We start from the raw sequence: 21,277 nt of genomic DNA on the forward strand, positions 1-21,277 counted from the left end.
TTATTAATTGTCAGAGGTACTCGGCGTGGCGGCTTTGACCATTCCGCTGCGCGTGACAAGCCACACCGCCAGCACAATCAGCAATGCACCGCCGATAAAGCCCTGATTGATCTGTTCGTCCAGCACTAACCAGCCCCACAGGATACCAAAAGGCGGAATCAGGAAGGTGACGGTGAGGGTGCGCAGGGGGCCAATATCGGCCAGTAAGCGGAAGTAGATGATGTAAGCCAGCGCGGTGCAAATAAAGCCGACGGCCAGGATGCAGGCCCAGACTTCAGGAATGTGCCAGTTCGCCGCAGGCGTTTGCGGCGCGCTGAAGGCAAAGAAAGGCAGCAGGAACAGAGAGGCGCCCAGTTGGCTGCCGAACGCGACTTTGGTGGCATCAAGCCCGCCGCGCGATCCAATCCAGCGCTTAGCGAGAAAGCCGGCAAAACCGTAGCAGGTGGTGGCGACCAGACAAGCCGCGATGCCGAGCACCAGCGCGTGTGAAAGCACCCCTTCGCCAGTGGTACTGATTAACAAAATGCCGACAAAACCGGCCACCATGCCCAGCACTTTGCTTACGGTCAGTTGTTCATTGAAGAACGCGGCGCCTATCACGACGCCCATCAACGGCGCGGTGGCGTTGAGTATCGCGGAATAACCTGCGGGCAGCACGCGAGCGGCGAGGCAATACACCAGGAAAGGTAATCCAGAGTTAATCACACCCAGCAACATTGCCCAGCCAAGTTTGCCTTCGAAGCGGCGCGGAATGCGTAGCACCGCCATCACGATGATTAAACCTAATGCGCCACATAACACGCGCAAAAAAGCCGTATTCACCGCACCCAGCGCGGGAACGGCAATACGCATAAAAAGAAAACTGGCTCCCCAGATAGCCGCCAGCAGTAAAAGTCGCAACGAGTCCGATGTTCGCATGGTTCAGATTTAATCATTTGAAAGATGGGCTGACATCATAGCAAAAATTCTTAACACTCAAAGCGATGTCGCGGTGCTATGTTACTTCGCTGCATCACAAAAAAACGGCGAGGGAATGAATGCATTGGGAGTCTGAAAGGCTGCTGTATCGACCGGTTGAGCGCACGGATTTGCAGGCGCTTTTTCGCATCTATGGCGATGCGCGAACACATCAATTTAACCCGCGCGGGCCTTATCCAAACCTTGATCATGCGCGAGAAGTGTTATTACGCAGAATCAAAGATCGCGCCATTCATGGATTCGATGATTGGGCCATTATGGAAAAAAGCGATCCTCAGCATGTGATAGGTTTCGGTGGCGTATTTGTCAGCGAATTCAACGGGCGCAGAACTAACAACCTGGGTTACCGTTTTGAACCGGATGCCTGGGGAAAAGGCTATGCGACAGAACTCGCGCATCGTGCCATCCGCCACGGTTTTGAAGACCTAAAGCTGAGAGAAATCGTCGGTGTGGTGCGCGAGAATCACACTGCATCGCGCCGCGTACTGGAAAAGGTCGGGATGACTTTCCTCGAAAGGGTGTTTAATCCGCAGGATCCACCCGCCAGCTTGATGTTCACCATCACACGCCAACAATGGAGAGAACGAAATGGAACTGAAGATTAGAAAACTCACGGCAGATGATTACGCACAGTGGAAATCGCTGTGGTTAGGCTATCTCGACTTCTATGTCAGTGAGGTCACGGAAGAAGTCACCAATACGACATTTCAACGATTGGTTGCGGAGGGCGAGCCGATGCATTGCCTGGTGGCGGAAGAGCAGGGCAAATTGACCGGGCTAGTGCATTTTATCTGCCATCGCAGCACCTGGACCATGGGTGACTATTGTTACCTGCAGGATCTGTTCGTCAGCCCTGACGGGCGTAAACAAGGCACGGGTCGCGCGTTAATCGCAGCGGTGAATGCTGCCGCTGAGGCGTTGAACTGCTCGAAAGTGTATTGGATGACGCGTGAGAATAATTACCGCGCAAGAGCGCTGTACGATCAGGTCGCGGCGAAGACGGATTTTATTCAGTATCGTATTGCGCCCTAATTCGGGATCTCATTAGCACCCTTGCCAATCCTTAACCCCATCCTGTACCATTTGGGAATCGATTATTTCCTAAATGGTTTTTCCCTTACCGCAAACTCAAATCTCGACACGAGAACGCGGCCAACCATGCCAGTCCAGGAACGATGATGTTTTAGACCTATCCGACTAAAATTTTAACCAATTAGGAAGTAATCATTTCCAATCTTAGGAGTCACCGATGAAGGCCTCAGAATTAAAAATAACATCGCGCTGGTCACAACCTGTCGCCAACCTGCCTGGGTTTTCCCATCATTACGCCACGGTAGACGGTGTTCGCATCCACTATGTCAGCGGCGGCAACCCACAAGGTGAAACCCTGGTGCTGTTAGCCGGGTTCCCGCAAAGCTGGTTTGCGTGGCGCAAGGTGATGGCTCTGCTTGGCGATCGTTACGCCATTATCGCACCCGATCTCCCCGGACAGGGGGACTCTGATAAGCCTAATAGCGGCTATGACACCACTTCTCTGGCGGAAAAAGTACAGGGCCTGCTGCAGCAACTGAACATCCATCACTACTATCTTGCGGCACATGATGTTGGCGCATGGGTCGCCTGGCCGTTTGCCCTGCGTTATGCCAATCAGATAAAAAACTGGCACTGCTCGATGCAGGTATCCCGGGCGTGACCTTACCCGATGCGCTGCCCGCCACGCCTGATAAGGCCTGGAAAACCTGGCATTTTGCCTTCCATCTGCTGCCGGATCTGCCAGAAGCCTTAATTGCCGGGCGCGAAGAGATCTATCTGGAGTGGTTCCTGAAACGCAAGGCCGTCAGCCCAATGGTTTTTGACGCGGAAGATATGGCGGAATATACGCGCTTGCTGCAACAAAACGGGTCATTACGCGCAGGCATGGCGGCCTATCGCGAAGTGAGCGTCTCAGCCGAACAAAACCGTGCATTGTTACGTGATAACGGCAAGCTAAGGATGCCGTTACTGGCGGTCAGCGCCGATCAGGGTTCGATTCCCGATATGGCGATTCCGTTTCAGGAGTTTGCGGCTGAGGTTTCAGGCATCAAAATCGCGCACTGCGGTCACTTCATCCCGGATGAGCAACCGCAGGCGCTGGCTGAAGCGCTGCGCGAGTTTTTTAGTTAGTTGCGCAGACTGGCGATCTCCACACGTTGACCACTGGCAGAGGAGCGCACCATCGCTTTAATGATTTGCTGATTCTCCAGGCCAAAGCGGAAGTCCGGGAAACAACCGGCTTCGCTGCTGAGGCCTTTAATCAGGTCGTAGATTTCGATGACTTTCACATCGAAATATCCCAGGCCACCGCCTGCGAAATCGAAGCCAAAGAAGCCACCAAATTGCTCGACCTGAGAACCGGCATAAATAGTTTTGAAACCACGATCGTGCCTGGCATCACCATAACGTGCAATCTTCAGCTCGTTAAAACGCTCTCCGTCCATGATGATGGTGCCTTCAGTGCCCGAGATTTCCCAGGCAATGCCAAACACTTTACCTGCGGAAATGCGTGAAGATTCAATCACGCCACCGGCGCGATTCTCGAACGTGACCAGCGCCTGAAATTGATCGTCGTTTTCCACTTTTAAACGCGCCGCCTGCTTATCCGCTTGTGCGCCATAGCCTGAGCCACCGCCCGCCGCAGGGCGCGTTTCAATGAAAAGCTGCTCCTGACCCACCACGCTCTTGATCGGACCCATCAAATATTGCGCCACACTCACCACGTGTGAGCCTAAGTCACCGAGCGAGCCAGAACCGGCCTGTTCGCGCGAGCAACGCCAGCTCCATGGCAGTTCGGGATCGTTGAAGAACCCCTGATCGAACCAGCCACGGAAGCGGGTCGGTGTACCAATGTCACCGCGGTCGATCATCTGCTTCGCCAACTGCGCCGCTGGGGTTTTGATGTTATTGAACGCCATGATGGTTTTCACGCCAGCGCGCTCAGCTTCTTGCGTCAGGATTTGTGCCTCCTGCAACGAAACGGTGAGGGGCTTTTCACAGTAGACATGTTTGCCGGCGCGAATGGCGGCGAGTGCCATGTCAAAATGCATGCTGTTAGGCGTGGTGATATCAACAATATCGATTTCAGGATGGTTGACCAGCGACTGCCAGTCCGCCGTGCTGTGCTGGAAGCCGTAACGTCGTGCTGCTTCCTCGGCCAGCGCAGGTGTCACATCCGCCAGCGTATGCAAAACCGGCTGCAGCGCCAGGTTGCGATACAGTAAGCCTGCACGACGCCATGCATCAGCGTGCGCCTGGCCCATAAAGCCTGAACCGATCAGACCGACATTCAGTGTTTTTCCAGCCATCAGCGGCTCCTTAAGCATTTGCAGGTAAAATATGTTGGGCAACAAAACGTTGTGCGCGGGTAACGGTCTCTAACGGGGGCGCTTTCGCCGGATCCTGCTCGGCTTCCACCACCATCCAACCCTGATAGCCGCTGCGAGCGATAAACTCTGCCAGCGGGCGATAGTCAATGCCGCCGTCGCCCGGCACGGTAAACATCCCCGCAAGCACCGCTTCGTTGAAGGTCATACCGGTAGCCCGCACCTGTTGCAGGCGATCCAGCCGCACATCCTTCAGATGGATGTGGCAAATGCGGTCGGCGAATTCATCAATGAGTTGCGTATAGGAGAATCCGGCAGCGGTGGCGTGGCCGGTATCCAGTAACAGGCCAACGGCGGGCGAACAGGCACTAAACAGCGCACGAATTTCCGGCAGCGTTTCGGCCACCATCATGAGATGGTGGTGATAGGCGAGGCGTAAACCATATCGATCAAACAGGGCTTCGGCAAAGTGGGAAAGGCGATCGGCATAGTCGGCGACCTGACTTTCCGGCAACAAACGTCGGGTGCTTAGTGGCACATCCAGCGCGTTGTCAGCCATCCAGCCGCATTCGCCATACACCATAACGTTGGCACCATTTTCCTGCAGCAGGGCGGCATGGTTGTGCACCGCATCCAGTTCCTGCTCAACGCTGCGTTCGGTAAGAAATCCGTCATGCCAGCCCGATACCAGTTGCAGTTGATGTTGTGCCAACAGCTGCTTCAATGCGCCCGGTTCGCGCGGGAATATGCGACTCAGCTCGACGCCCTGAAATCCGGCCTGTTTCGCTTCCTTCAAACAGTGTTCAGCCGAGGTACCTGCGCCGAGGTATTGCAGAACTTCATTGACCCAGGAGAGAGGGCTGACGCCGAGTTGAGGTGCGGGGTGACCTGTGCGATAAAACGCTTCTTTGATCATCGGTTATATCCTGTAGGGGAGATAGCGATGAAATTAGCGGATGCGATGTGCAGCGGCGAGCGCTTATTTGACGTAAAACCATCAAAATTTTCAGGCTAAACGTCAAAAAAATATTGATGTGATTTTGGATGGAAATTGATGGGTTAACAGGGAAATAGGAATGCAAGTCAATAGAGGTGGCCTTTAGAAGGCCACCCATCAGGACTCAGAACGACAGGGTGACGCCAGCGTAATAGGCGCGGCCCGGTTCGTTGTAAGTTGAAGCACCTTCATCTTCACGATAAATGCGCTTATCAAACAGGTTGTTAATACCCGCATTAGCACGCAAATTTTTAGTGATGTCGTAATTGAGGTTCAAGCCGACGATGGAATATGGCTTGATTTCACGTTGTGAAAGACCTCCAGGTCTTCCCTCAATAACTGTTTCTGCATTTTGGCGCGGTTTTTGGCGGCCATACTGCGTCCAGTTGATATTGGCGCTAAGGCTATCAGTTGCTTGCCACTCTAATTGTGAGTTGATAGTAAATTCAGGAATGACCGATAGAGGATTTCCGGTCTTCTTACTTTCTGAACGGAACATGTAAGTCGCATTAGACCGCCACTCAAGTGTGTCCGCAATCAATGGAATAGTCAGGTTACCTTCCAGCCCCTCTACAATGGCTTTGCCTCCATTCTCCCACTGAAGCACGTTGTAAGTACCATTGGTGTAGACAACATGAGTACCGGATACAATTTTGTTTTTGTAATCGTTACGGAAGTAGGTGATACCCGCGACATAACCCGCGTGGTTAAACTCTAGTCCCACTTCTTTATTGACGCTCACTTCAGGATCGAGATTGTCATTCCCTAATAAATAACATTGGGATAGGCCAATTGGGCAGCCATTGCCACGTGTTGATAGCAGGTAGCCAGGAGTTGATTGATATAAGTTAGGCGCCTTGAATGCCCTCGCAATACCCGCTTTGAGCGTAAAATAGTCGCCCAATCCTTGCGAAATATTCAGGCTTGGACTCCAGTTAGCGCCAAAAGCATCATGATAATCAAAGCGTAAACCCGGAATAATTTCAGTGCTGTCAGTGGCGGCAATATTATCTTCAAAATAAAGTGAACTTATCGTGGCGGAGTTAGTACTGCTGCGCTGAGACGGATCGCCTGAACTACCTGGCAAGTAAAGGTTTGTACTTGCAGATTGCATTGACGCAGGGTCATTAAGCTCATCGCGGTTCCATTCCGCTCCCAACGTCACGGTTTGGTCCACCAATAATTCCAGTGGGAAGTTTATTTCTCCGCCAGCACGATAACTTTCCAGACGACTGGTCGAATAAACATCACTGTTGATCATCCCTTCAACGCTTCCGGCAGTGCCTTCTTTCAAGCGAGTGTTATTGGTCTTCTCGTAGTTGAAATTAAGTTTGGATGTGCCCCAATCCCAGATACCGTTATGAGTGACGCCATAGCTCTGACGATATAAGCGGTTTGTTTCACTGCCGTACAGAGATTCAACTAAACCACCTGCACTGCTATTTCCATTGCTGTTCTGCGTGTCGCCCGCATAGATATTGCCCTGACGGCTATAGCCGTAGGAGAAATCAACGATCTGAGTAGGGGTGATTTTCCATGACAGTACACCGTTAATATCTTTATTACGTACCCCTTCCCGTCCCGCAGCATAAGAGCCGTTTTGAGCGGTATTGATATCATAAGCATCCGCATCGGTTCGGTTGATATTGCCATACAGACGCATGGTTAACGCATCGCCAGCCAGTGGGCCACTCAGGTTAAAGTTGGCGCGACGCGTGTCACCCTCTTTGCTGTTTTCAGGCTGATTGGTGAACAGTGACAGCGATCCATGCCAGTCATTGGTCGGACGCTTAGTGATGATGTTCACCACGCCGCCAGCCGCACCGGAACCGTAACGCGCGGCGGCTGGGCCGCGAATCACTTCAATACGTTCGACCATCTCCGCTGGCACCCAGTTGGTATCACCGCGCGAGTCACGCTCGCCACGCCAGCTGTAACGCACTGAGTTACGTGAACTCACCGGCACGCCATCGATCATGATTAAGGTGTTTTCCGGGCCCATGCCGCGAATATCAATCTGGCGGTTATTGCCACGGCTGCCGCTGGCGCCGTTGCCGGTCAGATTGACGCCGGGCATTTTGCGGATGATGTCGGAGAGGTCGTTAACCGGCGGGCTTTTCTTGATGTCTTCAGCGGTAATGGTGGAAACGCCAGGTTGCTGCTTCAAACCCTGTTCCGCAGTGACGATCATCGATTCATCGTCAGCCAGTCTTTCCGTGGGTTCTGCGGCATAAGCAGGTGAAGTGAGTAGGGCTGCCACCATCAGTGCAAGCGGGCGCTTCCTGACATACAAAGTTACATTCACTTAAATCTTCTCCCTGAAGTATTAACATATGTAAGCAAATGCGCATGATAATGAGAATTCTTATCATTGTATATACGATAAAAGAACGTCTCCTTTATTTCTCCATGATTGGTGCTAAATGCGGGGGAAGCGTGAAGAAACGTAAAGCCGGAGTGAAGTTTGCGCTTAAAAACTTTGCGCAGGAAAAGCGTTCATCAAACTGTCATCAATTCCTTGTAAATCAGCAGACTAAAACCAGTGATAACGCACAGTAATTACATGGAGATCCGTTTAGCTTCTAGCCTGCACCCAAAATGGGTGCTCAGGACTCTCATCAATCAAGGAGAAAGTGTGCGCCAGATCATACAAACTTTTACATTCCTGCTGCTGATTTTGTTCACCATTCCTGTTGCCAGAGCCGCCGATAAGATGGATTTCTGGCTGCAACCTCAACATGGCGGCAACAGCTTTAATCGCATTCCACCCAATACCGCTTATTTCAACGCTCTCCACACTTATGGTGCCTCTTGGGTGCGGCTCTCGTGGGATAAATGGCCGACCAGACAACGTGATTTTCTGCTGGGCAGTGCGGATCGCTACCAGGGATTAGTGGCGGAAGATGTCGCAACCTTGAGAAATGTGCTGGATTACGCTGAGGCAGCAGGGTTGAAAGTGGTGATCACGCCGCTTTCCTTACCCGGCATGCGCTGGTCACAAAATAATGGCGGACAGTTTGACGACCGACTGTGGCAAGACAAGGCTTTCTGGCAGCAAAGTGCCCGTTATTGGCGCGACCTTGCGGCCGTATTGAAAGACCACCCTGCAGTGGCGGCATACAACATCATTAATGAACCCGCGCCAGAGAAAATGGGCGGTCTGGACGAACATGCGCCTGCCGCGACCATGAAAAGCTGGTATCTGCAGCAGAAGGGCACCGCGCGCGATTTACCGGGGTTTTACCGAACCGTGATTGCGGCGATTCGCGAAGTTGATCTGCAGACGCCGGTGATGGTCGACAGTGGCTGGTACGCTGCCGCCGATGCCTTCACGTATTGGCCACAGCCGCTTGAAGATAAACGGGTGTTATATAGCGTGCACATGTATGAGCCTTATTCCGCCACCAGTGCACCAAACGCCAAACGGAAAACGCCCTGGCCTTATCCGGGCAAAGTGCCGTTCGCGGGATCGCAGCAACAGTGGGATGCACAACGCGTAGCAGAATATTTAGCGCTACCGTTTGAGTGGGCGAAATCGCACGGTGTGGCCCGCCATCAAATGGTGGTCGGGGAGTTCGGTTGTGTCCGCACCTTACCAGGGTGCACACAATATCTGGAGGATGTGTTGAAGGTGCTGGATCAGCAGCAGGCGCATTGGGCGTTCTACAGTTTTCGTGAGGACAGTTGGGATGGCATGGATTACGAATTGGGTGACAAGAAAGTGCCGTGGCAATATTGGCAGGCTGCGGAGCAGAATCTACCCGATACCGTTCCACGCCATGCGACTAAAGAGTTTGAACCTATTCGTAAACGCTTAGAACGATAATGTCTTGTTAAGAAGAAAATGGTCGATAGCCGCTGCAAAAGCAGGCCGTTGAATACCTGACTAAATCTGAATACCTTACCTGACACCGCGCCATCATTGGCGCGGCCATCCCCGTAACCACGGGCGTCACCTTCTATTCCCGAATTCTGGCAATAGATATCCGTTTTTCGCATTTGTGATCGCTGCACATCTTACTGAGAATGGCTCCGGGACGTTCAGAGGATGACAATTTCTTTCCACCGAGTGGTGAGGAAGAAGAAAAATACATCGCTACCTCAACGCCTTTTCCCAACAGGGAAACATTTATATATATCAGGAGAAGGTTCCAGTGAAACTCGCCAAAGGTATCACCTTGCTTGCACTTGCATTGAGTGCGCACACCGCGTTTGCCGCCGATCAATCCGTGCCGACTGACAGTTCAATCCATGTTCAGGCCGATCCTGCGCTGAAAAGCCTGCTGCCGGCGGATGTGGTAAAGCGCGGCTATATCGTGGCAGGAACCAACCCAAATACACCGCCAACGACCTTCTATAAAGAAGACAACAAAACCCTGGCCGGCCGTGAAATTGACGTGATGAACGCCGTGGGCGAACGCTTAGGGATCCAGGTCCAGTGGCGTGACACCGGCGGTTTCGACAACATCATTCCAGGTTTGAAGACCGGTCGTTATGACGTGGCACTGTCTAACATTAACGCCACACCAACCCGCGCGAAAATCATCGATTTCGTCAGCTACTACGATGCCAGCCGATTGGGCATTATCTCGCGTAAGGATGCCAATGTGGCTCCCTTCAAAACCCTGGACGACGTGTGTGGCAAAGAAGTCGGCGCAGGTTCAGGCACCACGCAGGTAACACGTCTGGAAGAAGCCAGCAAAGCCTGTGAAGCAGCGGGTAAAAAACCAATTAAAGTTTCCGTGTTCCCGGACCGTCCAGCTGGTGTTCAGGCTGTCGTCAGTGGTCGCGTGCCAATGTTCCTCGGCCCGTACGAAGGTCTGCTGTGGCAGGCGAAGGTGATTAAACCTATCACCCTGAGCGGCGAAATCACCGTGCATGACGCGCCAGTTTCTGTGGCCTTCCCGAAAGATTCCGCGCTAGAGCCTGCGGTGCAAGCGGCGCTTAACTCGCTGATCAAAGATGGTAGCTACCAGAAGATCCTCGACAACTGGGGCATCGGATTTGGCGCCGTTAAAGAATCCAAACGTAATCAGGAAATCTTTCAATGAGTGATGTACGTGACCACACCGACGATCTGCGAATTGTCGGCAAACGTTACTACGGACGCTGGCTGAGTGCGCTGGTGGTGCTGTTGTGCGTCGTGGCAATGGCGCACTCGATGATTAACAATCCACGCTTCGAATGGGGCGTGATTGCGGAAAACTTCACCGGTGAATCGATCCTGCAGGGCGTATTAATGACGCTGCAACTGACGGCGATTTCGGTGGTGCTGGGCTTTGCTTTTGGTACGGTGCTGGCGCTGATGCGCCTCTCATCCAACCCCGTGTTGGTGGGCGTGAGTTGGTTTTACACTTGGTTCTTCCGGGGCGTGCCAATGCTGGTGCAGCTTTTCCTGTGGTACAACATTGCCGCGCTCTATCCGACGATTTCACTCTCTATTCCGGGATTAGGCGAGCTGTGGAGTACCCAGTCTAATGCCCTGGTGAGTCCATTCAGTGCGGCAGTGATCGCGCTGGTGATGCATCAGTCCGCTTATGCCGCAGAAATTGTGCGTGCCGGTATCCAAAGCGTGGGTAAGGGACAACTGGAAGCCGCACGTGCGCTGGGTTATCGCCCCGCGCAGATTTTCCGTCACACCGTGTTGCCGCAGGCGATGCGCGCCATCATGCCACCTGCCGGTAACGAAATTATCGGTCAGTTGAAAACCACTGCCGTCGTGTCGGTGATTTCGCTGCAAGACGTACTGTTCTCCGCGCAGATCATCTATCAGCGTACCTATGAAGTGATCCCGCTGCTACTAGTGGCGACGCTGTGGTATCTGCTGATGACCTCAGTACTATCGATTGGTCAGTTCTACGTTGAACGCTATTTTGGTCGTGGCGTTACGCGTCGTGAAAAACGCAGCCTGTTTAAATCCTTGCCGGGCTTTAGCGCGCAAAAACCTGAAAGGAGCGTAAGCAATGGCTGAAGCGATCGCCTTACGTAAAGTCACTAAACGCTTCTCCGGGGTCACGATTCTGGACGAAGTGAATCTGGATATTCCCGCCGGTTCTGTCACGGTCATTCTTGGGCCTTCCGGTTCGGGGAAATCCACCTTGCTGCGCTGCATCAACCATCTGGAAAAGCTGGATGGCGGCACCATTCGTATTGGTGGCGAAATCATTGGCTACAAGCAGAAAGGCCAGGCGCTGCATGAGTTAAGCAGCGGTGAGATTGCGCGTCAGCGTGCGCAAATTGGCATGGTGTTCCAGCAGTTCAATCTGTTCCCGCACCGCACTGTTTTGCAGAACATCGTTGATGCGCCGATGCGCGTGAAAAAGCAGAACCGCCAACAGGCGACCAGCAAAGCGCTGTCACTGCTCAAGCAGGTGGGGCTGGCAGGGCGCGAAGAGGAGTGGCCGCAGAATCTATCTGGTGGACAGCAACAGCGCGTAGCGATCGCCCGCGCGCTGGCGATGGACCCGGGAGTGATGCTGTTTGATGAGCCGACATCGGCGCTTGACCCGGAACTGGTGGGCGAAGTGTTGCAGGTGATTAAGCAACTTGCGCACTCCGGCATCACCATGGTGATTGTGACGCACGAGATTGGTTTCGCGCGCGAGGTTGCCGACAACATTGTCTTTATGGAAGACGGCAAAATCGTGGCGGCTGGCCCCACTCAGCAAGTCCTCGACGACCCGGAAAACGGGCGCGTAAGAAACTTTATTGCAACGGTGCTTTAAGCACCGTTTTTCATTTTAGACAGCCAGGAACAGTGATGACGCAAAAACCAGTTATGCATAGCGCCCACTGGGGTGCTTTTCATGCTCAGCAATCGGGCGATCAGCTCACCATCGAACCCTTCAAAGGCGATCCCGATCCCAGCCCGCTGCTGCAAAATTTCCGCACCGCTTTAAATCATCCGGCACGCGTCTCTCGCCCGATGGTCCGTCGTGGCTGGCTGGAAGATGGCCCCGGCCCCGATCAGCGCCGGGGTAATGACGAATATGTGGCCGTGAGCTGGGAGCAGGCTTACGAATTAGTGGCGCGTGAACTGAAGCGCGTGGGCGACACTTACGGCCCGGAAGGAGTTTTTGGCGGTTCTTACGGCTGGTCGAGCGCTGGCCGTTTTCATCACGCACAGAGCCAGGTACACCGTTTTCTCAACACCACACTGGGCGGTTACGTACGTTCAGTGAACAGTTACAGTTCGGGCTCTGCTTCGGTACTGCTGCCACACATCGTCGGCGACATGAATGAGATTGCGCGACGCGGCGTGAGCTGGGAAGAGATTGCTCAGCACAGTGAAATCGTCATCGCCTTCGGCGGCCTGGCACTGAAAAACTCTCAGGTGGCAAGCGGCGGATTAAGCGAGCACACCGAACGTGGCTTTATGCAGCAGGCCGCACAGCGCGGCACGCGTTTTATCTCGGTTAGCCCTTTGAAAAGCGATCTGCCGGAGGAAGCCAAAGGAGAGTGGCTGGCCTTACGTCCGGGCACCGATGCTGCCTTTATTCTCGGTGTGCTCTCGGTATTGATTGATGAAAAACTGACGGATGAAGCCTTCCTCAGTCGCTATACCGTGGGGTGGCCGGAAATGGTCGCTTATCTCCGTGGTGAAGAGGATGGCACGCGACGCGATGCCGACTGGGCAGCGGAGATCTGCGGCGTCAACGCGGCGTTTATCACTGATTTTGCCCGTCACTTACCCGGTAAGCGTGTGCTGGTCACCGTTGCGCACGCACTGCAACGTTCGGAGCACGGTGAACAACCGGTGTGGCTTGGGCTGGTACTGGCCGCGGCGCTGGGCCAACCGGGTTTACCGGGCGGCGGTTACACCTATGCGCTGGGCGCGTTGGGTCATTACGGTAAGCATCACAACCTGGTGAGTTTCCCGGCTTTACCGCAGGGCAAAAATGGCATCGATCGTCTGATCCCGGTGGCGCGAATTTCGGACATGTTGCTCAATCCCGGCAAACCATTCGACTACAATGGCCGCCGCCTGACCTATCCGCATATTCGTCTGGCTTACTGGGCGGGCGGCAATCCCTTCCACCATCATCAGGATCTGGCGCGATTGCGACAGGCATTTTGCCAATTGGATACACTGATTGTGCATGAGATTGCCTGGACGGCCAGTGCACGCCATGCCGATATCGTGTTGCCCGCGACCATGACGCTGGAGCGAGAAGATATCGGCGGTGCGCCAACCGATCGCCATCTGTTTGCTATGCAGCCGGTCGCGCAACCGCACGGCGAAGCCAAAGACGATTACACCATTTTTGCCGAGCTTGCGCGCAGGCTGGGACGTGAAGAGGCGTTTACTGAAGGTCGCGATACGCGTGGCTGGCTGAAACACCATTACGCGCAGTTGCAGCAAAAGCTGGCAACACATCAGGTCGACATCCCCGACTTTGAACAATTCTGGCAGCAGGGCGTGCTGGAATTGCCGCAGCTTAGAGACGGTGGACGAATGATGAATGCCTTCCGTGCCGATCCGGATGCGGCACCACTACCCACACCGAGCGGAAAAATTGAAATCTACTCGGCGACGATCGCCAGTTTCGATTATGAAAACTGTCCCGGACATCCGGTGTGGCGAGAGCCGCAGCAAAAGCCAGATACCGACCATCCGTTCTGGCTCATTGCCAATCAGCCTGCGACGCGCTTGCACAGCCAGCTTGATTTCGGCGATTACAGCCTGAGTGGTAAACGCGATGGGCGTGAGGTGTGCAGCCTGAATCTGGATGACGCGGCATCTCTGGGGATTCAAGACGGTGAGATTATTGAGCTTTATAACCAGCGTGGGCACGTACTTGCCAGCGCGCGCGTGACCGATACGGTGATGCCGGGCGTGGTGCAGTTGCCAACGGGTGCCTGGTACGATCCGGTCGATCCCACCGCGCTGCGGCCGTTATGCCGCCACGGTAACCCGAATGTGCTGACGCTGGATATTGGCACCTCATCGCTGACACAGGGTTGCAGTGGTCAAATAACGGTGGTGCAGGTGCGTAAATACGCTGGAGAACTGACGCCGGTGCAGACGTTTATCCCACCGCAAAGTTAGCATGACCCATGGGCGGCCAACGGGCCGCCCCGGAATATTAATCTTCTAACTGCAGCCACATCACGCGCAGACGATGCCCATCAGGGTCGATAGACGTGAAGGTGTAGCCAAAATCCATCTCGGTCGGCGACTGTACAATGGTGATCTCACGGAACGCGCCCCATTCGTTATAGAGGAAATCGACGTCAGCTTTGTGCTGCACTTTAAAAGTGATTTCACCGTTGGCCGAAAACTGTTGCGTATCCACCGGCGGTTGAACGGTGTATTTCGACCACAAACCCAGCTTGAATCCGTTCTCAAAAACAAACATCGCAAAAGTGGGCGTGACGTTGATCGGCTTGATATCAAACAGCGATGCATAAAAGTCAGCGCTTTTGACGACATTCGGTACATAAAGGATGGTCATATCAGCAGTAAACATGGTTTTTTCTCCTTGTGGGTTTACGGCTGCATAGTACGAGGCGGCTGTGACAGATTCTGTCAGTAGCGGTAGCCACATGGGGCTTCAATGGTGATTGCGCATGTTTAAAGAGGTTGCATGCAAGTTTGCAGGAGTCATCTAAAATCGTACTGATTCTTAAAACCAGGAGCAGTAATGAAGAAAACGATTACCGACTCAGAAGCAAGCAACTCAGGACCAGAACATGACCTTATATTACAAAGTGGTATGGCGTGGAATGGACAGGTCTATGATCGATATCCTGCTGGGAAGCCTCAGATATCGGTGATGCGTATGTCACTGTCTCCTAATACTGAGCTTCCCTGGCACACCCATCCGATGCCCAATACGGCATACGTACTGTCAGGCCAGTTAACGATTGAAGATAAAGAAACCGGCCAGACTCACTCTTTTAATGCCGGTGAAGCCTTGAATGAAACTGTAAACAGTGTGCATCGCGGTTACACGGGTGAACAGGCTACTGAGCTGATTATTTTCTATGCTGGCGTGGAGGGGCAGGAACTGAGTGATTCTTTGCCGGGACAGGCTCCTGAGTTCTGAATAACTGTAATGCTGGTTAAAGACTCATTGCTTCTGTCTGTGAACACATTCATACGAGGGGTTGTGCAAAGCCTTCAACGAAAAAATACCTCTGTAAGTGGAAATCCAAAAACACTTACAGAGGCGATGCAATGCATCATTCGTTACGCGCGGCCTTTACCGCCCGACAAACCTATACAATTAAGTAGAAATTGTACAACAATAAATATCATTAACGTTCTGGTTTGAGGTGTATTTAAATTGCATTTTATCTCGAGTTGAATTTCTCTAATTTATTTAAGCGTACCTTTCAGTAAGTCAGCCAAAATCTCGATGTTTTTTTGTTTAAAGTCTAAATTATATTAATGTGTTTGCTGAGAAGCTTTTTCATGATTTTTATCACCCGGGTTGTACAGTTTGGCTTAATTTAATATTTCCCGAATGACAGAAAATTTTTTAAGAGGATATTTTGATGTGAAAAGCCAACAGATATTCCTTGAAAGTGGTTATTTTCATGGAAACCTTTCAATTTGAAAGAAATCGACTACAACTAGAACACAAAATAATAATTGCTGAGGTTCGTTTGAGCGCATTAGAGGTCAACGTTGAAATTTTTGCTATTCAGTTGAGAAAACTGGCTGCAATTCACCAGTCAGGAACAAGTATTGCTGAAGTCAAACTTCAGGTTGATAACACCATACAGCACATGAAGGATTCATTGGGAAAAGACAAGACCCTTCAGGCTTTAAAATGGCATGAGCTCTTGATTGCACTTGAAAAGTTCAGCAGAAACACCGCTGACCCTAAGTGGATGCTGGTGATCAAACATGCTAAACATCGTATCAAAAGTCGTATCCAGACAGCAGTTTACAGCAGAAAACGCTTCAATCGCTGATTGAACACAGAGTGGATGTGCCTTAGTAGTAAATTTCAAGTGCCAATCCCTGGCATGTGATCCCTCAGCAAGTCAGGAAGACGGATTAGAAGGGCGGCGACTGACAATGCCTCCTTTTCTTCCTGCTTCTACGGCCCGTTCAGGGTCATTTTTGAAGTTGCCGCCGCTGGCGCGGCCTCCGCGTTTGCCAGCTTCTCTTGCTCGTTCCGGATCGTTGGCGAAATTTCCTGCGCCACCTCTGCGTTTGACTTCACTCATAGTCAGACCTCATTTCAGGGTTCCATAAGATTTAAGGACCAGCCACTTACAACAAAAATTTTAGCCCGGCATGTCGGCTTTTCCACAAAAAAACCAGGCTAATTATTTGAAGAAGATCATAGAAAATGACGTAATTTGGGTTAAGTCGGAGGTGACCTGACCATGCTGTTTAAAAAGAGGGAGATGGGTAAAAACGATTATGCTGATGCCATTCGTTTCAGTTAAGGGGGGAGTGTCATCTAATATAATTTCATCAACATGAAAATCGAATTCGTGCACAGAGAAGGACAGGGGGTGTTCAGGAATGAAAATAATGCTGGTATCAGAGAAAGAGGCTGATGACACAGGTTACGTCGGGCAGGAGAATTAAACTGAGCAGTAATGCATTAACCGAAGGTACGACCCGGCAATGATGCCGGGTAGAGATTACGATTGTCAGCTTTTGAAAGCGAGACGGTACAGCTAAATCTCTGGCGATAACCCTGCTTTCATCAATTTGCAGCCCGATTATCATGAGGGTTATCATTTCATCCACTACGCTGTCAGTTACGTTCACGCAGCCAGGAAGGTTTTTATTCAGCAGTTATCCGCTGCTGCATTTCACGCTGATGCTTATGATAGTCCTCGCCACACTCTGCTGAGCAAAAGGCGGTGTTAGCCACTATCGGCTCATCAGTGCACCAGATGCAGTTACCATTACGGCTCACTAAGCGTGGCTTTCGGGCAGACAGAGAGGCTGTCAGGTGAGCTTCTTCACGTTCCTGGGCCAGGTCCACATCATCCATAAATCGAAATCCTTTTAGTTTTTTTAGTTGTCATAACCGGGGCTTGTTAGCCTCAATTCTGTTATGCCGTTTAAGGCACAGCCACTCAGCATAGTACATTTGTACAGGACAGGGGTATAAGGCCTGATGATTTAGCCCCGATGTGCTCAAAACAGCCCCTCGATTTCAGCTGCACTTTTCCTCATCTGTTCTAAACCCTGAGGTAAATTAACCCTCATAACAGCGGCTTTGCATTCACTGCACGGGGCTGCATGACCGGCGCTGTGAAATTGTTTAGGAAGCCGGTGCCATTGAAAACGTCTGCCCACGCTTAGATGCTCAATATGGGACCGACAGTGGAAAGCGGAGGGCTCATAAACCGCTGAATTCGGGAAGTGGTTCCTGGCGGTTAAGGTTTTGCTAATGCTGTCCGCAGTAAAATCACGATAACTGTCCTGACGAGTTATCTGCCATGCGAACCACTTTACTCAGTCACTTTCCACATGAAGATGCGCCTTTTTTTAAAGGTATGCACATCACAACGGCCTTGCTTGTGCTGTCTCAAATCATTAACTCTAACTGGACTCGACGCGAAGCGATGCGAGCTGGGGGTCTGGAATCGGTGATCACCTGGTTTCATATTTTGTCAGGCTTTGCTCTTATCGCGTGCAGCGTCTTTCTGGCAGGATGGATGCTCTCACAACGCGGCTTTGCCTGGTATTTTGCGTGGATGAAACTGGATTTCAGCGGGTTTATGAGAGACCTGAAAATAGTGCGCAATTTCACGCTTCCTGATGCTCAGAGCGGGGGGATTGCTTCAGCCATTCAGGGGCTGGGCGTTATGTCCTTACTGGCTGTATCCCTGACCGGCGGCTTATGGTTTTTACTGAGTAATATGCCTTCGCCCAACGCCTCTCTTGCGCACGATGTGTTGCACTGGCATAAAACGCTCACGACACTGATTGAAATTTATTTCTATGCCCATGGCATCATGGGATTGCTTCATATGCTTCTCAAGATTTATGACTGATCAAAACCTTGAGAAGCGGTCGTTGTTAAATATCAACGGGTCTGGCTGAGAATAATACGGTCGAATATTCGGTCGCCCAACCAGACGCGCATGCTGATCAGCATTTTCGCAAATCTACCGGCAGCATACCGTGTACGTGGGCGACGACGACTAACTGCACGAGATACCACGTTTGCAATAAGCTCCGGTGAACTGCCTTTGCCTTGCCCGTAGGTATTTTTTATCGACATATCCACCTTGTTCACCAAAGAGCCATAGGGCCCGTTGGCAGAACGTCTGATAATACTGTTTCTTGCGACTTCGCCGAATTGTGTCTCTATTACCCCCGGTTCAATGATGATGACTTTAATCCCGAATCCGGCGACTTCGAGTCTGAGGCAGTCTGACCAGCCTTCCAGAGCATGTTTAGTTGCGTGGTACCAGGCCCCGAGAAGGCTGTACATCTTTCCGCCCATAGAAGTGACGTTAATAATATGCCCTGAGCGTCTTGCCCTCATGGCTGGGAGCAATAACTGCGTAATGCGTGCGGCACCGAACAGATTGACCTCAAACTGATAACGCCCCTCGTCGATACCCATTTCTTCGACGGGGCCGTAAAGACCAAAACCGGCATTATTGACAAGAACATCGACACCGCCGGTCTGAGTGAGAATAGTGTTAATGCCAGCAACAATTTCCTCATCGACAGAAATATCCATACGCAGCGGCTGTGCGCCAAGACTGACCAGATCAGACATTTTATCGACATGTCGGGCTGCAACGTAAACCTGATAGCCATCCTGTATTAACTTATGGGAGATGGCCTTGCCCATACCGGACGATGCGCCTGTAACCAACGCAGTTTTCTTTTCCTGGCTAAACATAAGCACCTCACTTAATGAACTGCATCCAGTGTGCCTCAACAGACGCCGCGTCTGTCATGCTCAACGCGCCAGAATGATTGCTTAATGCGCCTTGTGCAGCATGCGGTGATCATCTTCACCTAAATGGATTTCATCCAGTTGTAACGCCCAGTTCGATCAACTGGTTCGAAGGCAGCACAACTACCCCTGCAGTGACGGGCACTTTTAGTGTCAGTGCCCTGGCCACAGCAAGCGCCCGCACGGGCTTATAAGCAGCGGGAAGAATCGGTGACAACAGTTTGGCTAGCGGAATGGAGATTAGTTCGCCCAGCCGAAGTGGCTGGCCTAGTCCGGTGCGGTAATCAAGCAGAAGGGAAGGTCGCGCAATGACCAGTGTGGTTAATGGAAGTGCGGTGAGTGCCTCTTCCAGCTCTCCCTTAACACGGGTATAGAACATCGAGGATTTCGCATTTGCGGCTCCGGCACTAACCAGCCCTATGCGGCTCACACCCGCCAACATAGCTGCCTGTGCAACTGCAAGGTTAGCCTCAAAATCGACAGCGCGAAAAGCCTCTTTGCTGCCTGCGACTTTAATGGTGGTGCCCAAAGCAAGGTAGGCTTCATGTGCATGAGGAAGTTGTGGCAGAGAGGTAAAATCAACCAAATGGACCTGCAGCTTTGGATGGCTCACTCTGAGAGGTCTTCGAGTCAAAGCATGAACACACGACACCTCAGAGTCATTGAGCAGCAACTGCAGTATATGGCCACCCACCAGGCCTGATGCACCTGCAAGTAATACAACGCGATTCTTATCTGAATTTTTCATAAGGTCTCTTTTAATAAGGATGCATGGCGTTTCTGAGGTTTTCAGCCGTTTGGCCAGTCCATGCCATGAATGCACGATAGAATGAATTTGGGTCTTCAAAACCAAGTAGAAAAGCAATTTCATAACCGGGCAGACGGGTATTCACCAGGTAGTGACGGGCAAGATTTTCGCGGCTGGTATTGATGAGATGGCGGAAAGTCACACCCTCTTCCTCAAGCCTGCGCTGAAGTGTTCGCTTGCTCACGCCCAGGCGTTCAGCAGTTTTCTCAATTGTCGCTTCGTTAGCGGGCAGCAACTCCAGAAGCACAGCACGCACCCGCTCAGCGGTGGAAGCCGTGACATCTAACTCACTCAGACGTCGCCTCAGTTCAGGCTCAAAGACTTGCCACATACCTTGATTAACTGTCAGAAATGGCCGCAGGGCATCGGTGGCAGAAAAACGAATAGCAGGATATTCACCAAAAGAGATAGCCGTCCCGAAGTAGCGGTCAAATTGACTGGGTTCTGCTCCTGCTGGAAGTTGCGATAGCTGTACTTTTGATGCCCTCACAGGCTCACGTGTTGCGATCCGTGCAAGCTTAAGTAAAAAGGCAAGTTCTGCTACCTGCAATGATGGGGGAGTGTCTGTGGCAGACAGCCAAACAGGTGAAACCGTTAACGTACCCTGATGATCAATGTTGGTTTCAAGCAGCATTGGAGCAATAAGCTGTTTATATTTGGCCAGCCGCTGGACAGCTTGCATCATATTTGAGCTGCATAGTGCCGCAAAAAGCGGCGGATCGAAGATCTCAGCAGAAACCTTTTCAATGAGGTTCAGCGGAAAAGCGAGATGATGACTTTCAGCCTCCAAAGCGCGCCACAAACGAAAGTATTCTTCTGTATTTAGGCCGTGATCGGCTTTTGAAAAAGTATCATCAGGCAGGCGAGCCTTTCGAAGTATGTCTTCAGGCTCAAATCCGACATCTTTGAGCAATGTTTTCCAGCCGATATTGATGGGGAAGGCAAGGTTACGTTGCATTGTCAGATTCCTTGGGTACATGTTTTGATAATGGGCGACATCGTAATCTTTCAAATCGTAATTCTACACGCTAAATGCGCCATGATGCTGGTGAAACACGCCATATTGATGCTTGTGTGCTGAAAGATAAAGTTCAGGCTATGCGAACACTGCCCGTTAAAGATGCTTGCCGTAAGTATATCGGCTTCGATTCGCAGCGAGTTGAGGCAGTTCATTGGGGATGTCGATTAATAATTGATAATCCTGTCTTAGTTCTCAGAGTTAAATAAATGCCTAGAGGGT

The 21,277-nt window shown here is 51.7% G+C and carries 20 protein-coding genes and 1 pseudogene; 11 read left to right on the forward strand and 10 right to left on the reverse strand.

Going from position 1 to position 21,277, the window contains the following annotated elements:
• Positions 1–3: 3 nt before the first annotated feature.
• Positions 4–918, reverse strand: coding sequence for a DMT family transporter (locus VH86_RS09115; RefSeq protein ID WP_045832701.1), 915 nt, complete (start codon positions 916–918; stop codon positions 4–6).
• Positions 919–1,037: 119 nt separating this feature from the next.
• On the opposite strand from VH86_RS09115, the gene VH86_RS09120 reads away from it, so the two are divergent.
• From VH86_RS09120 to VH86_RS09130, 3 genes and pseudogenes are all read left to right on the forward strand, one after another.
• A complete protein-coding gene (locus VH86_RS09120) occupies positions 1,038–1,583 on the forward strand; it encodes a GNAT family N-acetyltransferase (protein ID WP_045832702.1) in 546 nt (181 codons plus the stop codon).
• On the forward strand, positions 1,567–2,010 hold the full coding sequence (locus tag VH86_RS09125; protein WP_231638477.1) for a GNAT family N-acetyltransferase: 444 nt from the start codon (positions 1,567–1,569) through the stop codon (positions 2,008–2,010). The genes VH86_RS09120 and VH86_RS09125 overlap by 17 nt, the downstream gene beginning before the upstream one ends.
• Positions 2,011–2,227: 217 nt before the next feature.
• Positions 2,228–3,141: pseudogene (locus tag VH86_RS09130) on the forward strand (alpha/beta fold hydrolase).
• Here VH86_RS09130 and VH86_RS09135 read toward each other — a convergent pair.
• The 3 genes from VH86_RS09135 to VH86_RS09145 all read right to left on the reverse strand — a co-directional run bounded on the left by VH86_RS09135 (position 3,138) and on the right by VH86_RS09145 (position 7,597).
• The gene (locus VH86_RS09135; protein WP_045832703.1) at positions 3,138–4,319 is read right to left on the reverse strand and encodes a Gfo/Idh/MocA family protein; all 1,182 of its coding nucleotides are present in this window, start codon (positions 4,317–4,319) and stop codon (positions 3,138–3,140) included. The pseudogene VH86_RS09130 and the gene VH86_RS09135 sit on opposite strands and share 4 nt — an antisense overlap.
• Positions 4,320–4,329: 10 nt before the next feature.
• Positions 4,330–5,253 (reverse strand): myo-inosose-2 dehydratase, encoded by a 924-nt coding sequence (iolE, locus tag VH86_RS09140; RefSeq protein ID WP_045832704.1) that lies wholly within the window; start codon positions 5,251–5,253, stop codon positions 4,330–4,332.
• Positions 5,254–5,458: 205 nt separating this feature from the next.
• Positions 5,459–7,597, reverse strand: a complete 2,139-nt coding sequence (locus VH86_RS09145; protein WP_197080207.1) for a TonB-dependent siderophore receptor — start codon at positions 7,595–7,597, stop codon at positions 5,459–5,461.
• A gap of 372 nt (positions 7,598–7,969) precedes the next feature.
• Between VH86_RS09145 and VH86_RS09155 the strand changes: the two genes are divergently transcribed.
• The 5 genes from VH86_RS09155 (at position 7,970) to VH86_RS09175 (ending at position 14,383) form a co-directional block, all read left to right on the forward strand.
• On the forward strand, positions 7,970–9,160 hold the full coding sequence (locus VH86_RS09155) for a glycoside hydrolase family 5 protein (RefSeq protein WP_045832707.1): 1,191 nt from the start codon (positions 7,970–7,972) through the stop codon (positions 9,158–9,160).
• 328 nt (positions 9,161–9,488) lie between these two features.
• Entirely contained in the window at positions 9,489–10,385 is an 897-nt protein-coding gene (locus VH86_RS09160) for an ABC transporter substrate-binding protein (RefSeq protein WP_045832708.1), read from the forward strand.
• Positions 10,382–11,305: an amino acid ABC transporter permease gene (locus tag VH86_RS09165; protein ID WP_045832709.1), complete on the forward strand. Its 924-nt coding sequence runs from the start codon at positions 10,382–10,384 to the stop codon at positions 11,303–11,305. Before VH86_RS09160 ends, VH86_RS09165 begins: the two co-directional genes overlap by 4 nt.
• Positions 11,298–12,059 (forward strand): amino acid ABC transporter ATP-binding protein, encoded by a 762-nt coding sequence (locus VH86_RS09170; protein ID WP_045814601.1) that lies wholly within the window; start codon positions 11,298–11,300, stop codon positions 12,057–12,059. Before VH86_RS09165 ends, VH86_RS09170 begins: the two co-directional genes overlap by 8 nt.
• A gap of 35 nt (positions 12,060–12,094) precedes the next feature.
• Entirely contained in the window at positions 12,095–14,383 is a 2,289-nt protein-coding gene (locus VH86_RS09175; protein ID WP_045832710.1) for a molybdopterin-dependent oxidoreductase, read from the forward strand.
• A gap of 37 nt (positions 14,384–14,420) precedes the next feature.
• On the opposite strand, the gene VH86_RS09180 is transcribed toward VH86_RS09175, so the two are convergent.
• Positions 14,421–14,804 (reverse strand): VOC family protein, encoded by a 384-nt coding sequence (locus VH86_RS09180; RefSeq protein ID WP_045832711.1) that lies wholly within the window; start codon positions 14,802–14,804, stop codon positions 14,421–14,423.
• 174 nt (positions 14,805–14,978) lie between these two features.
• Between VH86_RS09180 and VH86_RS09185 the strand changes: the two genes are divergently transcribed.
• Entirely contained in the window at positions 14,979–15,383 is a 405-nt protein-coding gene (locus tag VH86_RS09185; protein ID WP_045832712.1) for a cupin domain-containing protein, read from the forward strand.
• Positions 15,384–15,876: 493 nt separating this feature from the next.
• A complete protein-coding gene (locus VH86_RS09190) occupies positions 15,877–16,257 on the forward strand; it encodes a hypothetical protein (RefSeq protein ID WP_156150578.1) in 381 nt (126 codons plus the stop codon).
• Between the two features lie 72 nt (positions 16,258–16,329).
• Here the strand turns inward: VH86_RS09190 and VH86_RS25060 are convergent, their stop codons facing one another.
• The gene (locus VH86_RS25060) at positions 16,330–16,515 is read right to left on the reverse strand and encodes a general stress protein (protein WP_072050597.1); all 186 of its coding nucleotides are present in this window, start codon (positions 16,513–16,515) and stop codon (positions 16,330–16,332) included.
• A 572-nt stretch (positions 16,516–17,087) separates the two neighbouring features.
• Positions 17,088–17,300 (reverse strand): DUF2116 family Zn-ribbon domain-containing protein, encoded by a 213-nt coding sequence (locus tag VH86_RS09195; protein WP_045832714.1) that lies wholly within the window; start codon positions 17,298–17,300, stop codon positions 17,088–17,090.
• A gap of 451 nt (positions 17,301–17,751) precedes the next feature.
• Between VH86_RS09195 and VH86_RS09200 the strand changes: the two genes are divergently transcribed.
• On the forward strand, positions 17,752–18,309 hold the full coding sequence (locus tag VH86_RS09200) for a cytochrome b/b6 domain-containing protein (protein WP_045832715.1): 558 nt from the start codon (positions 17,752–17,754) through the stop codon (positions 18,307–18,309).
• A 32-nt stretch (positions 18,310–18,341) separates the two neighbouring features.
• On the opposite strand, the gene VH86_RS09205 is transcribed toward VH86_RS09200, so the two are convergent.
• From VH86_RS09205 to VH86_RS09215, 3 genes are all read right to left on the reverse strand, one after another.
• The gene (locus tag VH86_RS09205) at positions 18,342–19,172 is read right to left on the reverse strand and encodes an oxidoreductase (protein WP_045832716.1); all 831 of its coding nucleotides are present in this window, start codon (positions 19,170–19,172) and stop codon (positions 18,342–18,344) included.
• A gap of 130 nt (positions 19,173–19,302) precedes the next feature.
• Entirely contained in the window at positions 19,303–19,977 is a 675-nt protein-coding gene (locus VH86_RS09210) for an NAD(P)H-binding protein (RefSeq protein WP_045832717.1), read from the reverse strand.
• 10 nt (positions 19,978–19,987) lie between these two features.
• Positions 19,988–20,995, reverse strand: coding sequence for an AraC family transcriptional regulator (locus VH86_RS09215; RefSeq protein WP_045832718.1), 1,008 nt, complete (start codon positions 20,993–20,995; stop codon positions 19,988–19,990).
• Positions 20,996–21,277: the final 282 nt, after the last annotated feature.

It is taken from the genome of Pantoea sp. BL1 (assembly GCF_000963985.1).
Classification (GTDB): domain Bacteria; phylum Pseudomonadota; class Gammaproteobacteria; order Enterobacterales; family Enterobacteriaceae; genus Pantoea; species Pantoea rwandensis_B.